This is a genomic window from Streptomyces humicola (assembly GCF_024436035.1).
In the GTDB taxonomy this organism is placed as follows: domain Bacteria; phylum Actinomycetota; class Actinomycetes; order Streptomycetales; family Streptomycetaceae; genus Streptantibioticus_B; species Streptantibioticus_B humicola.
Genome location: NZ_JANFNG010000018.1, coordinates 53746 through 72269, shown reverse-complemented (window position 1 = coordinate 72269; position 18524 = coordinate 53746). Strand labels below are relative to the sequence as shown.

15 protein-coding genes are annotated in these 18524 nt (G+C 71.9%); 10 read left to right on the top strand and 5 right to left on the bottom strand.

What is annotated here, in order from left to right; genetic code table 11:
- Positions 1 to 113 precede the first annotated feature (113 nt).
- The 3 genes from glgX (at position 114) to treZ (ending at position 6554) form a co-directional block, all read left to right on the top strand.
- Entirely contained in the window at positions 114 to 2243 is a 2130-nt protein-coding gene (gene glgX, locus NGB36_RS21490) for a glycogen debranching protein GlgX (protein WP_255922003.1), read from the top strand.
- A gap of 107 nt (positions 2244 to 2350) precedes the next feature.
- The gene (gene treY, locus NGB36_RS21485) at positions 2351 to 4777 is read left to right on the top strand and encodes a malto-oligosyltrehalose synthase (RefSeq protein ID WP_255922002.1); all 2427 of its coding nucleotides are present in this window, start codon (positions 2351 to 2353) and stop codon (positions 4775 to 4777) included.
- A 28-nt stretch (positions 4778 to 4805) separates the two neighbouring features.
- On the top strand, positions 4806 to 6554 hold the full coding sequence (gene treZ / locus NGB36_RS21480; protein ID WP_372509492.1) for a malto-oligosyltrehalose trehalohydrolase: 1749 nt from the start codon (positions 4806 to 4808) through the stop codon (positions 6552 to 6554).
- Here the strand turns inward: treZ and zapE are convergent, their stop codons facing one another.
- A complete protein-coding gene (zapE, locus tag NGB36_RS21475) occupies positions 6555 to 7535 on the bottom strand; it encodes a cell division protein ZapE (protein ID WP_255922061.1) in 981 nt (326 codons plus the stop codon).
- A 211-nt stretch (positions 7536 to 7746) separates the two neighbouring features.
- Here zapE and NGB36_RS21470 point away from each other — a divergent pair, with 211 nt between their 5' ends.
- The 6 genes from NGB36_RS21470 to NGB36_RS21440 all read left to right on the top strand — a co-directional run bounded on the left by NGB36_RS21470 (position 7747) and on the right by NGB36_RS21440 (position 12741).
- Entirely contained in the window at positions 7747 to 8544 is a 798-nt protein-coding gene (locus tag NGB36_RS21470) for a pyrimidine reductase family protein (RefSeq protein ID WP_255922001.1), read from the top strand.
- Positions 8545 to 8723: 179 nt separating this feature from the next.
- Positions 8724 to 9182: an indole-3-glycerol phosphate synthase gene (locus NGB36_RS21465; protein ID WP_255922000.1), complete on the top strand. Its 459-nt coding sequence runs from the start codon at positions 8724 to 8726 to the stop codon at positions 9180 to 9182.
- Between the two features lie 122 nt (positions 9183 to 9304).
- Entirely contained in the window at positions 9305 to 10717 is a 1413-nt protein-coding gene (murC, locus tag NGB36_RS21460; RefSeq protein ID WP_255921999.1) for a UDP-N-acetylmuramate--L-alanine ligase, read from the top strand.
- A gap of 21 nt (positions 10718 to 10738) precedes the next feature.
- Positions 10739 to 11143, top strand: coding sequence for a peptide-methionine (R)-S-oxide reductase MsrB (gene msrB / locus NGB36_RS21455; RefSeq protein ID WP_255921998.1), 405 nt, complete (start codon positions 10739 to 10741; stop codon positions 11141 to 11143).
- 178 nt (positions 11144 to 11321) lie between these two features.
- The gene (locus NGB36_RS21450; protein WP_255921997.1) at positions 11322 to 11801 is read left to right on the top strand and encodes a hypothetical protein; all 480 of its coding nucleotides are present in this window, start codon (positions 11322 to 11324) and stop codon (positions 11799 to 11801) included.
- Positions 11802 to 12036: 235 nt separating this feature from the next.
- The gene (locus NGB36_RS21440; RefSeq protein ID WP_255921996.1) at positions 12037 to 12741 is read left to right on the top strand and encodes a peptidyl-tRNA hydrolase; all 705 of its coding nucleotides are present in this window, start codon (positions 12037 to 12039) and stop codon (positions 12739 to 12741) included.
- Here the strand turns inward: NGB36_RS21440 and NGB36_RS21435 are convergent.
- Entirely contained in the window at positions 12738 to 13322 is a 585-nt protein-coding gene (locus tag NGB36_RS21435; RefSeq protein WP_255921995.1) for an ATP-binding protein, read from the bottom strand. The genes NGB36_RS21440 and NGB36_RS21435 overlap by 4 nt on opposite strands.
- Positions 13323 to 13552: 230 nt before the next feature.
- On the opposite strand from NGB36_RS21435, the gene NGB36_RS21430 reads away from it, so the two are divergent.
- Positions 13553 to 15133, top strand: a complete 1581-nt coding sequence (locus NGB36_RS21430) for an alpha/beta hydrolase (RefSeq protein WP_255921994.1) — start codon at positions 13553 to 13555, stop codon at positions 15131 to 15133.
- Between the two features lie 42 nt (positions 15134 to 15175).
- Here the strand turns inward: NGB36_RS21430 and hemQ are convergent, their stop codons facing one another.
- From hemQ to hemE, 3 genes are read right to left on the bottom strand one after another with little or no spacing between them, the layout of a single operon-like run.
- The gene (gene hemQ, locus NGB36_RS21425) at positions 15176 to 15898 is read right to left on the bottom strand and encodes a hydrogen peroxide-dependent heme synthase (protein WP_255921993.1); all 723 of its coding nucleotides are present in this window, start codon (positions 15896 to 15898) and stop codon (positions 15176 to 15178) included.
- A gap of 5 nt (positions 15899 to 15903) precedes the next feature.
- A complete protein-coding gene (gene hemG, locus NGB36_RS21420) occupies positions 15904 to 17352 on the bottom strand; it encodes a protoporphyrinogen oxidase (protein WP_255921992.1) in 1449 nt (482 codons plus the stop codon).
- A 21-nt stretch (positions 17353 to 17373) separates the two neighbouring features.
- Positions 17374 to 18459: a uroporphyrinogen decarboxylase gene (gene hemE, locus NGB36_RS21415; protein WP_255921990.1), complete on the bottom strand. Its 1086-nt coding sequence runs from the start codon at positions 18457 to 18459 to the stop codon at positions 17374 to 17376.
- Positions 18460 to 18524: the final 65 nt, after the last annotated feature.

Below are 18524 nucleotides of genomic sequence, written 5' to 3'. Positions count from 1 at the left end.
GAAGATCTTGCGAAAACGGACACAAGCGCCGTTTGGTGCGCGAAGATGCACCAGGGCGGCCTGGCGCCCGCGTGGCACAAGCGGAAGAGTGGCACAAGCGGAAGAGTCGAGAGATGCAGGTCTGGCCCGGGCAGGCGTATCCCCTTGGCGCGACGTACGACGGCGCCGGTACCAACTTCGCGGTTTTCTCCGAGGTGGCCGAGCGCATCGAGCTGTGCCTGTTGCACGACGACGGCTCGGAAACGGCCATAGAGCTGCGCGAGACGGATGCGTTCGTACGTCATGCCTATGTTCCCGGTGTGATGCCCGGCCAGCGGTACGGGTTCCGGGTGCACGGCCCGTACGAACCTTCGCTCGGCCACCGATGCAATTCGGCCAAACTTCTGCTCGATCCGTACGCCAAGGCGATGAGCGGCACCGTCGATTGGAACGAGGCCGTCTACGGCTACCGTTTCGAGCACCCCGAGGTGCGCAACGACCTCGACTCGGCGCCGCACACGATGACCTCCGTCGTCGTCAACCCGTTCTTCGACTGGTCCGACGACCGCTCACCGCGCATCGACTACCACCGCACGGTGCTCTACGAGGCCAACGTGAAGGGCCTGACGATGCTGCACCCGGGGCTCCCCCAGGAGATCCGCGGCACTTACGCGGCGCTCGCCCATCCGGCTGTCATCGAGCACCTGGTGGAGCTCGGGGTGACGGCGCTGGAGCTGATGCCGGTGCATCAGTTCGTCACCGACCACCGGTTGGTCGACGCGGGCCTGACCAACTACTGGGGCTACAACACGATCGGCTTCTTCGCCCCGCACAACGCGTACTCGTCCATGGGCGACCGCGGCCAGCAGGTACTGGAGTTCAAGACGGCGGTGCGCGCCCTGCACATGGCCGGGATCGAGGTGATCCTCGACGTCGTCTACAACCACACCGCCGAGGGCAACCACCTGGGCCCGACGCTCTCCTTCCGCGGCCTCGACAACGCCTCGTACTACCGGCTGAGCAAGGACCGCCGCTACTACACGGACACCACGGGAACCGGCAACTCGCTGCTGATGCGGAGCCCGCACGCACTCCAGATGATCATGGATTCGCTGCGCTACTGGGTCACCGAGATGCACGTCGACGGATTCCGCTTCGACCTCGCCGCCACCCTGGCGCGCCAGTTCCACGAGGTGGACCGCCTGTCGTCCTTCTTCGACCTGGTGCAGCAGGATCCGGTGGTCAGCCAGGTGAAGCTGATCGCCGAGCCGTGGGACGTCGGCGAGGGCGGCTACCAGGTGGGCAACTTCCCGCCGATGTGGACGGAGTGGAACGGCGCCTATCGCGACACGGTGCGCGACCTGTGGCGGGGACAGCCCGCCACGCTCGCCGAGTTCGGCTCGCGGCTGACGGGCTCGTCCGACCTCTACCAGGACGACGGCCGCCGGCCGCTCGCCTCCATCAACTTCGTGACCTGCCACGACGGCTTCACCCTCCGCGACCTCGTCAGCTACAACGAGAAGCACAACGCGGCCAACGGCGAGGGCGACCGGGACGGCGAGAGCCACAACAGGTCGTGGAACTGCGGCGTCGAGGGCGAGACGGACGACCCCGGGATCAACGCCCTGCGCGGCCGCCAGATGCGCAACTTCATCGCCACGCTGATGCTCTCGCAGGGCGTGCCCATGCTCAGCCACGGCGACGAGTTCGGGCGCACGCAGGGCGGCAACAACAACGCGTACTGCCAGGACAACGAGGTGACGTGGGTCCCGTGGCCGAAGGGCGGCAGTGAGGAGGACGCGGACGCGCTGGCGCTGCTCGACTTCACCCGCACGATGGTGTGGCTGCGCCGCGACCACCCGGTCTTCCGGCGGCGCCGCTTCTTCCACGGTAGACCGGTGGAGGGCACCCACGACGAGCTCTCGGACATCGCCTGGTTCACCCCCGAGGGTGAGGAGATGACGCAGCGGGACTGGGAGGCGGCCCAGGCCAAGTCGCTGGTGGTCTTCCTCAACGGCCACGCGATCTCCGAGCCCGGTGCGCGCGGGGAGAAGATCACCGACGATTCCTTCCTGCTGATGTTCAACGCACACCATGAGCCGATGGAGTTCGTCGTCCCCGTCAACCACGGAAAGGAGTGGCAAGTGGTGGTCGACACCGCGGTCGCGGACGGAGTGGCGCCGGGCAGCGGCCGCAAGGTGCGGGCGGGGGATCGGCTCCTGCTCGCCGACCGCAGCCTCGTCGTTCTTCAACGCCCGGCGTGACGTTCACCCATCCGGGTGTGCGGGGGCGCGCTTCCCGCGCAGTGGCATACCGCCCGAGCGAGCCCGCCCCCCTGCGGTACAGCCCATAAGCATGTAGAGATGGTCGTATGACCATCACGCCGCCCACCGCGACGTACCGCCTCCAACTGCAGCCGGACTTCCCCTTCGCCGCGGCCGCGGACGCCGTCCCCTACGTCGCCGCGCTCGGCGTGTCCCATCTGCACCTCTCCCCCGTGCTCGAGTCCGTGCCGGGCTCGACCCATGGCTACGACGTCGTGGACCACACGCGCGTTCGGGCGGAGCTGGGGGGCGAAGAGGGATTGCGGGCGCTGGCCCGCACCGCTCACGCGCACGGGCTCGGGCTCGTGCTCGACATCGTGCCGAACCACATGGCCGTGCCCGCTCCCGAGAAGCTCAACACGGCGCTGTGGAGCGTGCTGCGCGACGGTCCGTCGTCGCCCTGCGCCCGGTGGTTCGACATCGACTGGGCCGCGCACGGCGGCAAGATGCTGCTGCCGGTGCTCGGCGAGCGTCTGGGCGAATCCCTCGCGGCCGGTGTGCTGCGCCTGGAGAAGTCCGAGAGCGGCGCGGCAACCGGCCGCGAGCCCGTCGTGCGTTACCACGACCACCTGTTCCCGGTCCGCCCCGGCACCGAGCACCTGGCGCTGCCCGAGTTGCTCCACGCCCAGCACTACCGTCTCGCCTGGTGGCGGCTGGCCCGCACCGAGCTCAACTACCGTCGCTTCTTCACCATTTCCGAGTTGATCGGGGTACGCGTCGAAGACCCCGACGTCTTCGACGCCACCCATGGGACCGTGCTGCGCCTGCTGCGCGACGGCGTCGTCGACGGACTGCGCATCGATCATCCCGACGGTCTCGCCGATCCGCACGCCTACCTGCACCGTTTGAGGGAGGCGAGCGGCGGTCGCTGGACCGTCGTGGAGAAGATACTGTGCGGCGAGGAGCGGCTGCCCCGCAGCTGGGAATGCGCGGGTACCACCGGCTACGACGCCCTCACCCGCATCGACGGGCTGTTCGTCGACCCCGTCGGCGCCGCCCGCCTCGCCGTCGTCTACCGGGACTTCGCGTCCCCCGCCGCCGACCGCGGCGGCGAGTGGGCCCCCACCGCGCGCGCCGCCGCCCACCGGGTGATCCGCCACGACCTCGCCGCCGAGGTCGAACGCCTCGTCCGCACCGCCGACCGGATATGCGCGGCGGACCGGGGCCTCGCCGACCATGCGCCATGGGCGCTGCGCACGGCCATACGCGAGTTGCTGGTCCGTCTGCCCGTCTACCGTCCGTACACGTCGACCCCTGCCGAGCGCGAGACCGCGGCGGAGATCCTGGGCGAGGCGGCCGACGACGCCCGGTACGCGTTCGCCGTGCCCGAGGAGGCCCACGCGGTCGACGTCGTCACGGACCTGGCGCTGGGACGGCTCGGCCCGGGCATCGACCACCACGACTTCGCCATCCGTTTCGCGCAGCTCGCCTCGGCGCTGCATGCCAAGTCCGTCGAGGACACCGCCTTCTACCGCTATGTGCCGCTGCTGTCGTCGGCCGAGGTCGGCGGCGATCCGGGCCGCCCTGGCACCTCGCCCGGTTCCTTCCACGCCTTCTGCGAACGTCTGCAACGCGACTGGCCCGACACCGGGACCGTGCTGTCCACGCACGACACCAAGCGCAGTGCCGAGGTCCGGTCACGTATGGCCGTCCTCACCGAACTCCCCGACGAATGGGCGACGTTGCTGGAGGAGCTCTCGCGGCAGGCGGCGCAGTCGGCGACCGCACCCGACCGGCACGTGGAGTACGTGGCGTGGCAGACCGCGGTCGGCTTCGCCTCCCCGCATCCGGAGCGCCTGTCGGCCGCGGTGATGAAGTCGGTGCGCGAGGCGGCGCTGCGCACGGGCTGGACGGAGCCGGACGAGGAGTACGAGCAGCTGGTCGGGGGGTTCGTCGCCGCCGGGGTGTGCGGTCCCGCGCAGGAGACGCTCGCCGCGTTCGGCCGTCGTATCGATGCCCACGCGCGCGCCAACAGCCTGGGCGCCGCGCTGGTCCATCTGACGATGCCCGGGGTCCCGGATCTCTACCAGGGCACGGAAGGCGCCTACGAGGCCCTGGTCGACCCCGACAACCGGCGGCCGGTGTGCTTCCGGCCGCGGCTGCTCGCGGAGCTGGACGCGGGATGTCCACCGCGCGGCCGCCTCGACGAGGAGAAGCGGCTGGTGACCGCTGCAGCACTGCGGTTGCGCCGGGAGCGCCCCCAGTGGTTCGGGGCGCGGTCCTCTTACGCCCCGCTGCCCGCGCAGGGCCCGGCCCGCGAGCACCTGCTGGCCTTCTGCCGCGCGGGCGAGGTGATCACGGCGGTCACCCGGCTGAGCCGGCGTCTGGAGGACGCGGGCGGCTGGCGCGACACCGTGCTGCCCCTGCCCGGCGGCCGCTGGCGGGAGCTGCTGACGGGTGAGGTCGTCGACGGCAACGTCCCCGCGACAGCGCTGTTCACCCGCCATCCGGTGGCACTGCTGCGTCGCGCGTGAGAGGCCGGGCATGGCGTACCGTCACCCTGTGGGGTACGAGGGTTACGAGGTGTGGGCGCCGCACGCCCGGCAGGCCGAAGTGTGGATCGGGGGGGCGCTCCACCCGATGCGCCCGGATCCGGCGCGAGCCGGCTGGTGGTACGCGTCAGGGCTGCCCAAGGAGCACGGCACCCGGTACGCCGTCGTGCTCGACGGCGGCGCGCCAGTGCCCGATCCCCGGTCGCGTCACCAGCCGGAAGGCCCCGACGGACCCAGTGCCATCGTCGACCACTCGCGGTTCGCGTGGCGCACGCCGTGGCCGGGCCGTCCGCTTCCCGGCGCGGTCGTCTACGAGCTGCACATCGGCACGTTCACGTACGAGGGCACTTTCGACTCCGCCGCCGAACGGCTGGAGCATGTGGCGCGGCTCGGCGTCACCCATGTCGAACTGATGCCGGTCTGCCCGTTTCCCGGCACCCATGGCTGGGGATACGAAGGCGTTTCGCTCTGGGCGGTCCATGAACCCTACGGCGGGCCGGACGGTCTGAAGCGCTTCGTCGACGCGGCGCACGCGCACGGCCTGGGCGTGATCCTCGACGTCGTCCACAACCACCTGGGCCCGTCCGGCAACCATCTTCCGCAGTTCGGCCCGTACTTCACCGACCGTCACCAGACACCCTGGGGCGCCGCAGTCAACCTCGACGCCCCCGGCTCGGACGAGGTCCGCGCCTATCTGATCGGCAGTGCGCTCGCCTGGCTGCGCGACTACCGGCTCGACGGGCTGCGGCTCGACGCCGTGCACGCGCTCGCCGACACCCGCGCACTGCACTTCCTTGAGCAACTGTCCACCGCTGTTGATGCGTTGGCCGCCGACGTGGGCCGTCCGCTCTTCCTCGTCGCCGAGTCCGACCTCAACGATCCGCGCACCACGGCTCCGCGCGACACGGGCGGGCTGGGCCTGCACGCGCAGTGGAGCGACGACTTCCACCACGCCTTGCACGCCGCGTTGACGGGTGAGGCCCAGGGCTACTATGCGGACTTCGCCCGCGCTCCGCTCGCCGCGCTCGCCAAGACCCTGACGGGTGTGTGGTTCCACGACGGCACCTTCTCCTCGTTCCGCGGCCGCGTCCATGGGCGCCCGCTCGACCGGCGTACACCCGGCCACCGTTTCCTCGGCTACGCCCAGAGCCACGACCAGATCGGGAACCGTGCTCTGGGCGACCGGCTGACGGCCGCTCACCTCACCCTGGGCGCCGCTCTCGTCCTCACCTCACCTTTCACGCCGATGCTCTTCATGGGCGAGGAGTGGGGGGCGTCCACTCCCTGGCAGTTCTTCACCGACCACACCGATCCAGCGCTCGCCGAGGCGGTACGGACCGGGCGCCGCCGGGAGTTCGCCGAGCACGGCTGGCAGGCCTCGCAGATCCCCGATCCGCAGGACCCGGCGACCCGGCTGCGCTCCTGTCTGGACTGGTCCGAACCCGAGCGCGAACCGCACGCCGCACTGCTGCGCTGGTACCGCGCGCTGATCGCGCTGCGCGCCGCCGAGCCGGAGCTCGCCGACCCCTACTTGCCGTCCACCGAGGTCCGCTGCGACGAGGAGGCGCGCTGGATCCTGGTGCGCCGCGGCGGGCTGCACACCGCCGTCAATCTCGCGCCCGAGCCGCGCACGCTGCCGCTGTCCGGCTTCAAGGTCCTCGCCGCGTCAGTGGAACTCCCCGAGGGCGACGAGCGGTTGGTGCTGCCGCCGGAATCGGCGGCTGTGGTGCGCGGGGGCCGCGGAAGCCGCACCCGTTGATCAGCCGGCGGCTGGCTTGGCCTCGCGGGCGAGGGCGGTGAGCCGGGAGATCGCGCGGAAGTACTTCTTCCGGTAGCCGCCGGCCAGCATCTCCTCGCTGAAGATCCGGTCGAACGGTGTGCCGGAGGCCATCACCGGCACCTCGCGGTCGTAGAGCCGGTCTGCGAGGACCACGAGCCGCAGCGCGGTCGCCTGGTCGGTGACCGGCTCGACGCGGCGGAGGAAAACGGCGTCGATACCGTCGCACAGCGCCCCGTAGCGGCTGGGGTGGACGCGCGCGAGATGGCCGAGCAGGGCGCCGAAGTCGTCCAGCGACGCGCCCGGCGTGGCGTGCGCGGCCTCGGTCACCTCATCGTCCGCATACGGCGGCGGGGCCTGCGGGAGGCCGCGGTGGCGGTAGTCCTCACCGTCGATGCGCAGTGCGCGGAAGCGGGCGGACAGGCCCTGGATTTCCCGCATGAAGTCGGAGGCGGCGAAGCGGCCCTCGCCCAGCTTGCCGGGGAGGGTGTTGGAGGTGGCGGCGAGCCTGACGCCCGCGTCGGCGAGCTTGCCGAGCAGGGTGGACACCAGGACGGTGTCGCCGGGGTCGTCGAGCTCGAACTCGTCGATGCACAGCAGCCGGTGCCCGCTGAGCGCGGTGACGGCCTGCTGGAAGCCGAGCGCGCCCACGAGGTTGGTCAGCTCGACGAAGGTGCCGAACGCCTTCTGCTCGCGCGGCGCGGGCGCCGCGTGCCACAGCGAGGCGAGCAGGTGGGTCTTGCCGACGCCGTACCCGCCGTCGAGGTAGACGCCGCTCGGGCCGGCGGGCGCGGCGGCCTCCCGCCGGAACCAGCGCTTCTTCCCACCGCTCACGGCGGTTGCGCCGCCGAGGCCTGCGGCGAAGCCGCTGAGCAGCCGCACGGCTTCCGCCTGGCTGGGCTGTCCCGGATCGGGCAGGTAGGTGTCGAACCGTACGGCGTCGAAGCGCGGAGGGGGCACCATCTCCGCGACCAGCCGTTCCGCGGGCACGTGCGGCTCGCGCCCGCACAGGGACGCGGGCTGGGCGGTGTCCGGGGCGGCGCTGTGACTCACGGGGCCGGGGCTCAGAGGGGACGACACAGCTCCCAAGCGTATTGCCTCCGCGATGCGCTCCCGGCAATGGACTGGGCCAAGCCGCCCGCCTCGGCAGGCACGCCGTGCCAGACTGCTCGCCATGCACCGTTTGTTCCCTGTGCCCCGCGCCGGCGACGTGCCCGATGAGACGTTCGACACGCTCGACGCCCTCGCCGACGCCTACGCCTATCCGGCTCCGCGTCCCGAGGGTGAACCGTGGCTGCGGGCGAACATGGTCGCCTCGCTCGACGGGGCGGCCCGGCACGAGGGGCGCTCGGAGCAGCTGTCCTCGGCGGCTGACATGCGCATCTTCGGCGTGCTGCGGGCGCTGTCGGACGCAGTGGTCGTCGGGGCGGAAACGGTCCGCCAGGAGGGCTACCGCCCGGCGAAGGCACGACCCGCCTTCGCGGAGCGACGGGCAGCGCTCGGCCAGTCGCCCGCACCGGTGATCGCCGTGGTGAGCGCGAGCCTGGATCTGGACTTCTCGCTCCCGCTCTTCGCCGGGCCCGTGGTGCCGACGCTGGTGCTCACCGGCGCCCAGGCGGATCCCGCACGGGTGCGGGAAGCCGAGGCTGCGGGCGCCGAGGTGGTCGTCGCGGGCAAGGGCTCCGGGATCGACCCGGCGCAGGCGCTGCGCGAGCTGGCCGACCGCGGCCTGACGCGGCTGCTGGCTGAGGGCGGACCGAGGCTGCTGGCGCAGTTCGCCGCCGCCGACGTGCTGGACGAGCTGTGCCTGTCGATCGCGCCGCTGGTCACCGCGGGCGATGCGCCGCGGATCATGAACGGCCCGGGCATCGCCGTGCCCGAGCGCTTCCGCCTCGCGGGGCTGCTGGAGGAGGACGGCTTCCTCTTCGGCCGCTACGTCCGCGAACGCCACGCCCGCGAGCGCGACAGCTGAACCCGCCTGCCGGCGTGCCGTTCGACCAGTGCAGTTCAACCAATGCCGTTCAACCGCCCGGAATCCCTCGTTCCGTTTGCTGTCGCGGGGGGTAAGGGTTTGCTCACGTGCCCCGGCCGTGGACGGGGCAGGATGGTTCCTGTGGGGGCCGCTGGCCCGTAAGAAAGAAGGACGAGTCCGTGATCACGACCGTACTCATGATCGAGAAGCCGCTCGCCCCCGTCGACGTGGATCTCGTCACTACCCTGCACGGCGACGAGCCCGTGTCCTTCGTCGTCCTGATGCAGCCGCGCGGCGACCAGGAGCGGCTGCTCCGGGCCCTCGACGACGTCGCCCTCGGCGAGCTGGACAAGGTCGCCCACGAGGAGGAAGAGATCAAGGGCGACCAAGCCGCCGTCAACGCCCTCCACCACAGCCTGGCCGCACTGCGGAAGGCCGGCAACGAGGCGGTGGGTGAGATCGTCCAGGAGCACCCGCTGGACATGCTGCGCTCGGTCGTGGAGAAGACCAAGGCCGACGAGGTGATCGTGCTGACCGCCCCGCACCTGGTCGAGGAGTTCTTCCACCGCGACTGGGCCTCCCAGGCGCGCCACAAGGTCGGCGTCCCCGTCCTCAAGCTCTACGCCCACAACGAATGACACGCGAAGCGTGACGCATGCGGCCGGTCGGCCTTGACGGGTGCGAGTGCCGCGGGTGCGACAATCAAGGCCGACCGGCTGCCGACGGCAGGCACGATCCGCACCACGAGGGAGACCCGCGCATGGCATCCGCCGTTCCCACTCCGCCCGCCATGGACCGACCGCACTTCATCGGCATCGGCGGCGCCGGGATGTCGGGCATCGCGAAGATCCTCGCGCAGCGCGGGGCACGGGTCGGGGGCAGTGACGCGCGCGCATCGGGCACGGTCGCGGCGCTGCGGGAGCTCGGCGTCACCGTGCACATCGGCCACGCCGCCGAACACCTGGCGCCGGACGCGACCTGCGTCGTCGTCTCCAGCGCCATCCGCCAGGACAACGCGGAGCTGACCGCCGCCCATGAGCGCGGCATCCCCGTCGTGCACCGCTCCGACGCGCTCGCGGCGCTGATGGAGGGGGCGCGCCCGATCGCGGTGGCCGGCACGCACGGCAAGACCACGACGACGTCGATGCTGGCGGTCGCGCTGACCACGCTCGGTCTCGCCCCGTCGTACGCGATCGGCGGTGACCTGGACGCGCCCGGCTCCAACGCGCACCAGGGCGCCGGGGAGATCTTCGTGGCAGAGGCGGACGAGAGCGACCGCAGCTTCCACAAGTACGCGCCCGAGGTGGCGATCGTGCTCAACGTGGAGCTCGACCACCACGCCAACTACGCCTCGATGGACGAAATCTACGAGTCCTTCGAGACCTTCGCCGCACGCATCGTGCCCGGCGGCACGCTCGTCGTCTCCGCCGACCACGCCGGCGCCCGTGAGCTGACCGCGCGCGTCACGGCTGCCGGCGACGGCCGGCCGCGGGTGGTCACCTACGGCGAGGCCGCCGACGCCGACGTGCGCATCCTCGAGATCGTCCCGCACGGCCTGACCAGTGAGGTGACGGTCGCCCTCGCGGGTGAGGAGCTGACGTTCACCGTCTCCGTGCCCGGCAGCCACTACGCGCACAACGCGGTCGCCGCGCTCGCCGCCGGTGTCGCCGCAGGCGTCCCGGCCCACGACCTCGCCGCCGCCCTCGGCTCGTACACCGGCGTCAAGCGCCGTCTGCAGCTGAAGGGCACGGCGGCGGGCGTCCAGGTGATCGACAGCTACGCCCACCACCCGACCGAGATCGCCGCCGACCTCGAAGCGATCCGCGGCGGCGCGGGCGACGGGCGCGTGCTCGTCGTCTTCCAGCCGCATCTGTTCAGCCGCACCCAGCGGCTCGCCACCGAGATGGGCGAGGCGCTCACGCTCGCCGACGCCTGTGTGGTGCTCGACATCTACCCGGCCCGGGAGGACCCGATCCCCGGCGTCACCAGCGCTCTGATCGTCGACGCGGCGGCGGCGAAGGGCGCCGACGTGACCGCCGAGCACGACAAGGACGCCGTCCCGGAGGTGATCGCCGGAATGGCGAAGCCCGGCGATCTCGTTCTCACCATGGGCGCGGGCGACGTCACCGAGCTCGGCCCGCGGATCCTGTCCCGCCTGGAAAGCTTCGCCTGAGAGGAAGCCGAGGAACCGGCCATGTCCTACGAGGTCGAGAAGTCCGAAGAGCAGTGGCGCGAGGAGCTGACGCCCGCGGAGTACGCCGTGCTGCGCCAGGCCGGCACCGAGCCCGCCTTCACCGGCGAGTACACCGACACCAAGACCGAAGGGGTCTACTCCTGCCGCGCCTGCGGCGCCGAACTCTTCCGCTCCGACACCAAGTTCGCCTCGCACTGCGGCTGGCCGAGCTTCTACGACCCGGCCGACAGCAAGGCCGTCGAGCTGCTGGAGGACCGTTCACACGGGATGGTGCGCACGGAGGTGCGCTGCGCCCGCTGCGGTTCGCACCTGGGCCATGTCTTCGAGGGCGAGGGCTACCCGACCCCGACCGACCAGCGGTACTGCATCAACAGCATCTCGCTGCGATTGACGCCCACGGAGTGACCCGTCGAGTGCCCCGTCGGCACCCGGTCACCCAGCGTCACCGAGCAAACTCTTGTACGCATACCGCGGTGTAGGTACTGTTTGCCCACTCCTCCACCGATGCCGCCCTTACGCCCCAGGTGCGGTCCCATCGGCCGAGGAGCCCCGGACAGGCGGGAACCAGGGTTAGGGAACTCACATGGCACCAACGACACCCGAACCAGACCCGGTCAAAGGCCACGGCTCCACCCCGTCGGCGCGGTGGCCGGGTGCCGTCAGGCCGCCGGACTCACCCGGCTTCGAGCAGTCGGCCAAGGCATGGCTGTTCGACCTGGCGCCGGCTCGCTGGCGGTACGAGGACGTACTGCACAAGAACCCCGTCGAGCTCGCGCACATGGTCAGGCTGCAGCTGGAGGCCGACATCGCCGCGATGCAGACGGGGCTGCGCTCGCTGCGTGACTCCCTGATGCCGCACAAAGCGACCCTCGGCGGTCACGGTGCCCACCCCGACACCGCGGCCGTCTACGCCCGTGAGCAGGCCTGGGCCTGCGCCATGCGCGACCAGGTCAAGCTGATCGAGGATGCGCTGATCGTGGTGTGCAGGTCCGCCCGGCGGCAGCGCGCGAAGGGGGCGTGCCGCCGGCCGCCGTTGCCGAGCCCCCGGCCGGCGGTCGAGTAGCCGGCGCGTCCTCCCCTGCGGTCAACGGCGCGCTGCGAGGCGGCAGCTGACCGCCGTCGCAGCGAGCGCGGCGACGGCCGCGACGGCGAGTGGGACGAGGGGCGCGCAGCAGCGCCTCACGGGGCACGTCGAGGCCGATACCGCGCCGCACCCACGGCCCGCGCCTGCGGTAGCGGCGTCCGACCCCCTCCAGCCTCATGGCCGTCAGCTGAGGGCCTCGTGCCATGCTGGTCCGGTGACCAGCACCGATCCCTTCACCGCGCCGGCCGCCGCGGACCGTGACGCAGCACCGCAGTTCGTGCTGCCGCTCGTGGTCCGCATCGAACGGGACGCTCCGCCGGCCCGCACCGATGCGCTCGAGACGGCGGCGCGTGCCGTCCTGGCCTTCCTCGCCGACGAGCGTGCGGCGGGTGAGGGACCGTGGGCGCAGGCACGGCACGGCTGGGAGGACGGCCGCATCCGCAAGGTGGTGCGCCGTGCGCGCGGCGCCGAGTGGCGGCGCGCGGAGGCGGTGCCGGGCATCACGGTCGAGGGCGGAACGGCACAGGTGCGAGTGTTTCCGCCGGTGCCGCTGGACGGCTGGCCGAAAGAGCTCGCACGGCTGCAGGTCTCCGGTACCGAGCTGGAGGAGCCACGGGCGCCGGGACCGGTGGACCCTGACGTGCCCGTGCTGTGGCTCAACCCGGATCTCGGCATGTCGGCGGGGAAGGCCATGGCCCAGGTCGGCCATGCCGCACAACTGGCCTGGTGGGCGCTGCCGTCCGCGGCGCGGGCCGAGTGGCGCGAGGCCGGGTTCGCGCTCGCAGCGCGCACCGCCGACGCCGGCCGCTGGTCCGAACTGACCACGAGCGGCCTGCCGTTGGTCCGTGACGCCGGCTTCACGGAGATCGCCCCGGGTTCGTGCACGGCCGTCGCCGACCACCCCGCGCTAAGGGCCTAGGCCGGGGCGACAGCCGGCCACAGCGCGATGACGCGCGCGGCGACGGCGGGGACGTCGAGGCCCGTCGTGTCGACGACGAGAGTGGCCGGCGGATCGGTGGCCGCGATCTGCTCCACCTGGCGTGCGGTACGGCACAGTTGCTCCCGCCTGCCGGTGCCCGGGCCGCGGCGGCGCACCCGCTCGTGGAGCTCGTCGATGCCGGCGGTGAGCCGGACGACGGTGAAGGCGGCATCGGGTACCGCCTGCGCGATCCACGGCAGCTCCTGGCGGAGATCGGCGAGGACCCCGCAGAGCATCAGCCGGGTATGGCCGAGACGGGCGTAATTGGCCCACACCGCCGCAAGGTTGCGGCGTGCCGGCTCCCACGGCGGCAGGCCCGGCACGGGCCAGGGGTGCACCCGGTCCAGCTCGTCGCAGTCCACCACCGCATGCGCGGTACCGGCTTCGCTGAGCCGGTGCGAGATCTCGCGCGCGGTCTCGCTCTTGCCGACGCCAGCGGCCCCGCAGATCACCAGGACGTCCACCGTGCCCGCGACGGCCTCGTCCCGGCCGTCGCGCTCCCCGTGATTTTCGCCCGCCATGGCGCGCCAGTGTGGTCCGCGGCCGGGCGTCCCGCCATACCCCTGGCTCAAATAGCACCCAGTGCCCGGACGCGACGGCGTTCGACGGCGTTCGGCGCAGCGTTCATCGGACTTTCCGGAAGTGCGACATGAGCCTCCGGGTGCTTTACATCACCCGCGCACGCGCCGAGCATCCGTCGTAGCGATCACGTCACGCAGCGTACGGAACCGTACGCGGAAAGGGACCGCGCATGAGAGCAGCAGCGCTGTACGGTGGCGTGGCCGCCGTGGCCCTCGCGGGATTCGCCGCCCTGTCCACGGCCCCTGCCGCACCGGCCGCCCCGGCCTCGTCCGACCCGGCGACGGTCGCCGATGAGCGCGGTGTGGCGGTGGCCGCGGCGCAGGCGCAGGCCACCGGGGTGAAGTTCGGGCCGTGCGCGCCCGCCACCGGCCTGCCGCGCCCGATCCGCTGCGGCACGGTCTCCGTCCCCCTGGACTACGCGCACCCCGAGGGCACCCGGATCGCCCTGACCGTCAGCCGGCTGGCCGCCACCGGCCCCGCGGTCCGGCGTCAGGGCGCGCTCGTCTACAACCCGGGCGGCCCGGGGGCCTCCGGGCTCTACTTCCCCATGTACGCGCTGCGCCACCTTCGCGGCTGGGCGCACCTCGCCCGCGCCTACGACTTCGTGGGCTTCGATCCACGGGGTGTGGGTCGCTCCGAGGCCATCTCGTGCGAGTCGCCCGCGCAGTTCACCAAGGCCCCCACCCCGGACCCCGATCCCGTCACGCAGGCCGACAAGGAGCGCAGGATCGCCGCCGCCAAGGCCTATGCGGACGGGTGCGAGCGCCGGTCGGGCCGGATGCTGCCGTATCTGACCACGGCGAACAACGCACGCGACCTCGACGTCATCCGGGCGGCGCTCGGCGAGCCGCAGCTGAACTTCCTGGGCGCCTCCTACGGCACGTATCTCGGCGAGGTGTACGCCGCGCTCTTCCCCGGCCATGTTCGCCGCATGGTGCTCGACAGCGTCGTCGACCCCGCCCCCGACCGCATCTGGTACCGGGCCAACCTCGACCAGGACCTCGCGTTCCAACGCCGGTGGCTCGACTGGTGCTCCTGGGTCGCCCGGCACGACGCGATCTACCACCTCGGCACCACACCGCAGGCGGTACAGCGGGCCTACGACCGGGTGCGCACCGCGGTGGACAAGCACCCGGCGGGCGGGGTGATCGGCGGCGGAGAGCTGCAGGCGGCCTATCTCAATGCGGGCTACTACGACCAGACATGGCCCAAGCTCGCCAAGGCCCTCTCGGCGTACGTGCACGGCAGGCCCGAGGAGCTGGTGGCGCAGGCCGCCCCCAACCAGGCGCATGCCGCCGCCGCCGCGGAGAACGAGAACGCCGTCTACACCGCCGTCGAATGCGCCGACGGCCCGTGGCCGCGTTCCTTCGCCACCTGGGACCGGGACAACAGCAGCCTCGCCCGCCGTGCGCCCTTCGAGACCTGGGGCAATGCGTGGATGAACCTGCCGTGCGCGTACTGGCGGGCACCGAGCGGCACACCCGTCGACGTCTCCCTCGCCCCCGGTGAACTGCCCCCCGTGCTGATGCTCGCCGCAGAACGCGACGCGGCGACCCCCTACGCGGGCGCGCTCGACGCGCACCGGCGGCTGCCGGACTCCGTCCTGGTGACGGAGAAGGGCTCGGGCTCGCACGGCATCTCCGGCGGCCCGAACCGTTGCGTCAATGCACACGTCGACGCGTATCTGCTGCACGGCGACACCTTCGACGGGGACGTCACCTGCGACCCGCATCCGCAGCCGCAGCCATGACGTGCCCCGGAAGGGCCGCCCGTGGACGGCCCGCGGACGGGATCAGGCCAGTCCCGCCACCAGCTCCGCGACGGGCTTGCGCCGGCCGGTGAAGAACGGCACCTCTTCGCGGACGTGCCTGCGCGCCTCGGAGCCTCGCAGGTGGCGCATGAGGTCGACGATGCGGTGCAGCTCGTCGGCCTCGAAGGCGAGGATCCACTCGTAGTCGCCGAGCGAGAAGGAGGCGACGGTGTTGGCACGCACGTCCGGGAAGCCACGCGCCATCTTGCCGTGGTCGGCGAGCATCTGGCGGCGCTCCTCGTCGGGCAGCAGGTACCAGTCGTAGGAGCGAACAAACGGGTAGACGCTGACGTAGCTGCGCGGGGTCTCCTCGGCGAGGAAGGCCGGGACGTGCGACCTGTTGAACTCGGCCGGGCGGTGCAGCGCCATGTTCGACCAGACCGGTTCGAGGCCGCGGCCGAGCTTGGTGCGGCGGAAGCGGTTGTACGCGTCCTGGAGGGCGTCGGCCGTTTCGGCGTGCCACCAGATCATGAGGTCGGCGTCGGCGCGCAGCCCGGAGACGTCGTAGGTGCCGCGGACGACGACGTCCTTGGCCGCGAGCTGCTCGAAGAGCTCCTCGACCTCGGCGGCGTATCCGCTGCGGTCCTCGGGCAGCACGTCACGGAGCCGGAACACCGACCACAGCGTGTAGCGGATCACGTCGTTGAGCTCGCGGGCCTTCTTGCCCGCGTTCGGGGCCTTGGCGGGTTCAGCGTTGTCGGTCATGTCACCTATTCTCGCGCGCCGCCGGAGGCCGGCCGCTCCAGGGTCCCCGGTTGCTGGGACAGGTAACGCGCCGCCTCCCGCGCACCGGCGATGCACGCCGGGATGCCCACACCGTCGTACGCGGCGCCGCACACGACGAGTCCGGGCAGCTTCGCGACGTGCTCACGGATCCGGGCGACCCGCTGCAGATGTCCCACCGGGTACTGCGGGAGGCCGCTGTCCCACCGCGTCACACGCGCCGCCACGGGCGCGGCGGTGAGCCCGATCGCGGCTGAGAGATCCTCGCGGGAGAGCCGCACGAGGTCGGTGTCCTCCCGTTCGAGGTGGTGCTCCTCACCGTGGCGGCCGACCGAGGTGCGCAGGACGACGGTGTCGGGACTCGCATCGCGGATCCAGCCCCACTTGCGACTGGCGAACGTCGACGCCTTGACGGTGCGTCCCTCGACCGGCGGAACCAGGAAACCGCTGCTGTTCGGCAGATTCAGCAGATCGCGGCGGCGGAAGGCCATGGTGACCAGCGCCACGCTCGCGTACTCCACGGACGCCAACTCGGCGGCGGCCGCGGGGGATTCGGCGCTCAGCAGCCGTGAGGCGACGGGCGCGGGAGCGGCGAGCACGACCGCATCCACGTCGAGCAGTGTCCGGCCGTCGGGCCCGTCCACGACGGCCTGCCAGCCGCGCGGTGTGCGCTTCAGCTCGCGCATCGCCGTCCGGTCGAGAATCCGGGTGCCCGCGGCGCGGCATGCGTCGGCGACCGCCAGCGGCAGGCGTCCCACGCCGCCGCGGATCCCCATGAAGACGGGACCGTCCTGCGGCGCGGCCGCGGCGGCCCTGCGCTGGGCCTGGCGTACGCCCTCGATCAGTGACCGTCCGCCCTGCGCCACGGCCTCGAACAGCTGCGGCACCGCGGCGCGCATGGAGATCCGGTAGGCGTTGCCCGCGTAGACGCCGCCGAGCAGGGGCTCCACGAGGCGGTCGACGACCTCGTGTCCGAGCCGCGCTGCCACGTACTCGCCGATCGCGACGTCGTCGCCGACGGGCGTGCGCGGCAGCACATGGTCGAGCGGGAGCCGGGCGAGCCCGGCCGCGGAGATCACCCCGGAGGCCGACAGCGGCCCGAGGTCGCCGGGGACGCCCATGATGTGGCCGCGCGGCATCGGGCGGAGCCTGCCCCGGGTCCACAGCGCGGCCTGTGCGATGGCAGGCGGCTGGAGCTCCTCGGCGAGCCCGACCTCCCGCGCCAGCTGTACGGCCTCGGGCCGCCGCGCGAGCATCGACTCGGCGCCCAGGTCCACCGGCACGCCCGCGATCTCGTCGGCGTACAGCTTGCCGCCGAGCCGCTCGGACGACTCGGCGACGACGACCTGCGCACCGCTGCGCGACAGGTCGTACGCGGCGACGAGACCGGAGATGCCGCCGCCGACGACGAGGACGCGGGGCTTCGATTCGCTCATGACACCAGTCTCCCAGTGTCGTCAGCGCGCCTCGGTGGTGGTGTGCACGAACTCGACGAGCCGGGTGAGCGCGTCCGGATCGGTGCTCGGCAGCACACCGTGGCCGAGGTTGAAGATGTGGCCGGGCCCGGCCTGCGCAGCGTGCAGCACCTCGCGCGCCTTGGTCTCGACGACCTGACGCGGTGCGAAGAGCACCGCAGGATCGAGGTTGCCCTGCAGCGCCTTGTGGCGCCCGACCCTGCTCGCCGCCTCGTCGAGCGGGACGCGCCAGTCGACGCCGACGACGTCGGCACCGGCCTGCCCCATCAGGCCGAGCAGTTCGCCCGTGCCGACGCCGAAGTGGATGCGGGGCACGCCGTAGCGGGCCACGGCGTCGAAGACCTTCGCCGACGCGGGCATCACCGACCGCCGGTAGTCGTCGGGCGCCAGGGCGCCGACCCAGGAGTCGAAGAGCTGCACCGCCGAGGCGCCCGCCTCGATCTGCACGGTCAGGAAGGCGGCGGTGATCCCGGCGAGCCGGTCGAGCAGATCGGCCCACAGCTGAGGCTCTCCGTACATGAGCGCCTTGGTGTGTTCGTGATTGCGGGACGGGCCGCCCTCGACCAGATAACTCGCGAGAGTGAACGGTGCGCCGGCGAAACCGATCAGCGGTGTGCTGCCGAGCTCCTCGGTGAGCATCCCGACGGCCTCGGCGACGTAGGAGACGTCGTCCGGGTCGAGCGGCCGCAGCCGGTCGAGGTCGGCGCGTGTCCGGATCGGCTGCGCGACCACGGGCCCGATGCCCGGCTTGATGTCCAGGTCGAGGCCGATCGCCTTGAGTGGTACGACGATGTCGCTGAAGTAGATGGCGGCGTCGACCTTGTGACGGCGGACCGGCTGCAGCGTGATCTCGGTGACGAGGTCGGGGCGCATGCACGATTCGAGCATTCCCGTGCCCTCGCGCACCTTGCGGTACTCGGGCAGCGAGCGCCCGGCCTGGCGCATGAACCACACCGGTGTGTGCGGCACCGGCTCGCGGCGGCACGCGCGGATGAACGCGGAATCCGCGGTCGCGGCGGCGGCGCGGGTGGGGCGTGGATCGTCTGCGGTCTGCTCGTCTGCACTCACGTCCTGAATCTTCGCATGCGGCCGTGACAACGACCCGCCCACACCGGTGTTCCTCCCGTATGGGA

Excerpts from the sequence above, each read along its gene's own strand:
- glgX (WP_255922003.1), top strand. The coding sequence starts at position 114 with ATGCAGGTCTGGCCCGGGCAGGCGTATCCCCTTGGCGCGACGTACGAC.
- treY (WP_255922002.1), top strand. The coding sequence starts at position 2,351 with ATGACCATCACGCCGCCCACCGCGACGTACCGCCTCCAACTGCAGCCG.
- zapE (WP_255922061.1), bottom strand. The coding sequence starts at position 7,535 with ATGGTGCCCCCTCCGCGCTTCGACGCCGTACGGTTCGACACCTACCTG.
- NGB36_RS21470 (WP_255922001.1), top strand. The coding sequence starts at position 7,747 with ATGCACCGTTTGTTCCCTGTGCCCCGCGCCGGCGACGTGCCCGATGAG.
- murC (WP_255921999.1), top strand. The coding sequence starts at position 9,305 with ATGGCATCCGCCGTTCCCACTCCGCCCGCCATGGACCGACCGCACTTC.
- msrB (WP_255921998.1), top strand. The coding sequence starts at position 10,739 with ATGTCCTACGAGGTCGAGAAGTCCGAAGAGCAGTGGCGCGAGGAGCTG.
- NGB36_RS21450 (WP_255921997.1), top strand. The coding sequence starts at position 11,322 with ATGGCACCAACGACACCCGAACCAGACCCGGTCAAAGGCCACGGCTCC.
- NGB36_RS21435 (WP_255921995.1), bottom strand. The coding sequence starts at position 13,322 with ATGGCGGGCGAAAATCACGGGGAGCGCGACGGCCGGGACGAGGCCGTC.
- NGB36_RS21430 (WP_255921994.1), top strand. The coding sequence starts at position 13,553 with ATGAGAGCAGCAGCGCTGTACGGTGGCGTGGCCGCCGTGGCCCTCGCG.
- hemQ (WP_255921993.1), bottom strand. The coding sequence starts at position 15,898 with ATGACCGACAACGCTGAACCCGCCAAGGCCCCGAACGCGGGCAAGAAG.
- hemG (WP_255921992.1), bottom strand. The coding sequence starts at position 17,352 with ATGAGCGAATCGAAGCCCCGCGTCCTCGTCGTCGGCGGCGGCATCTCC.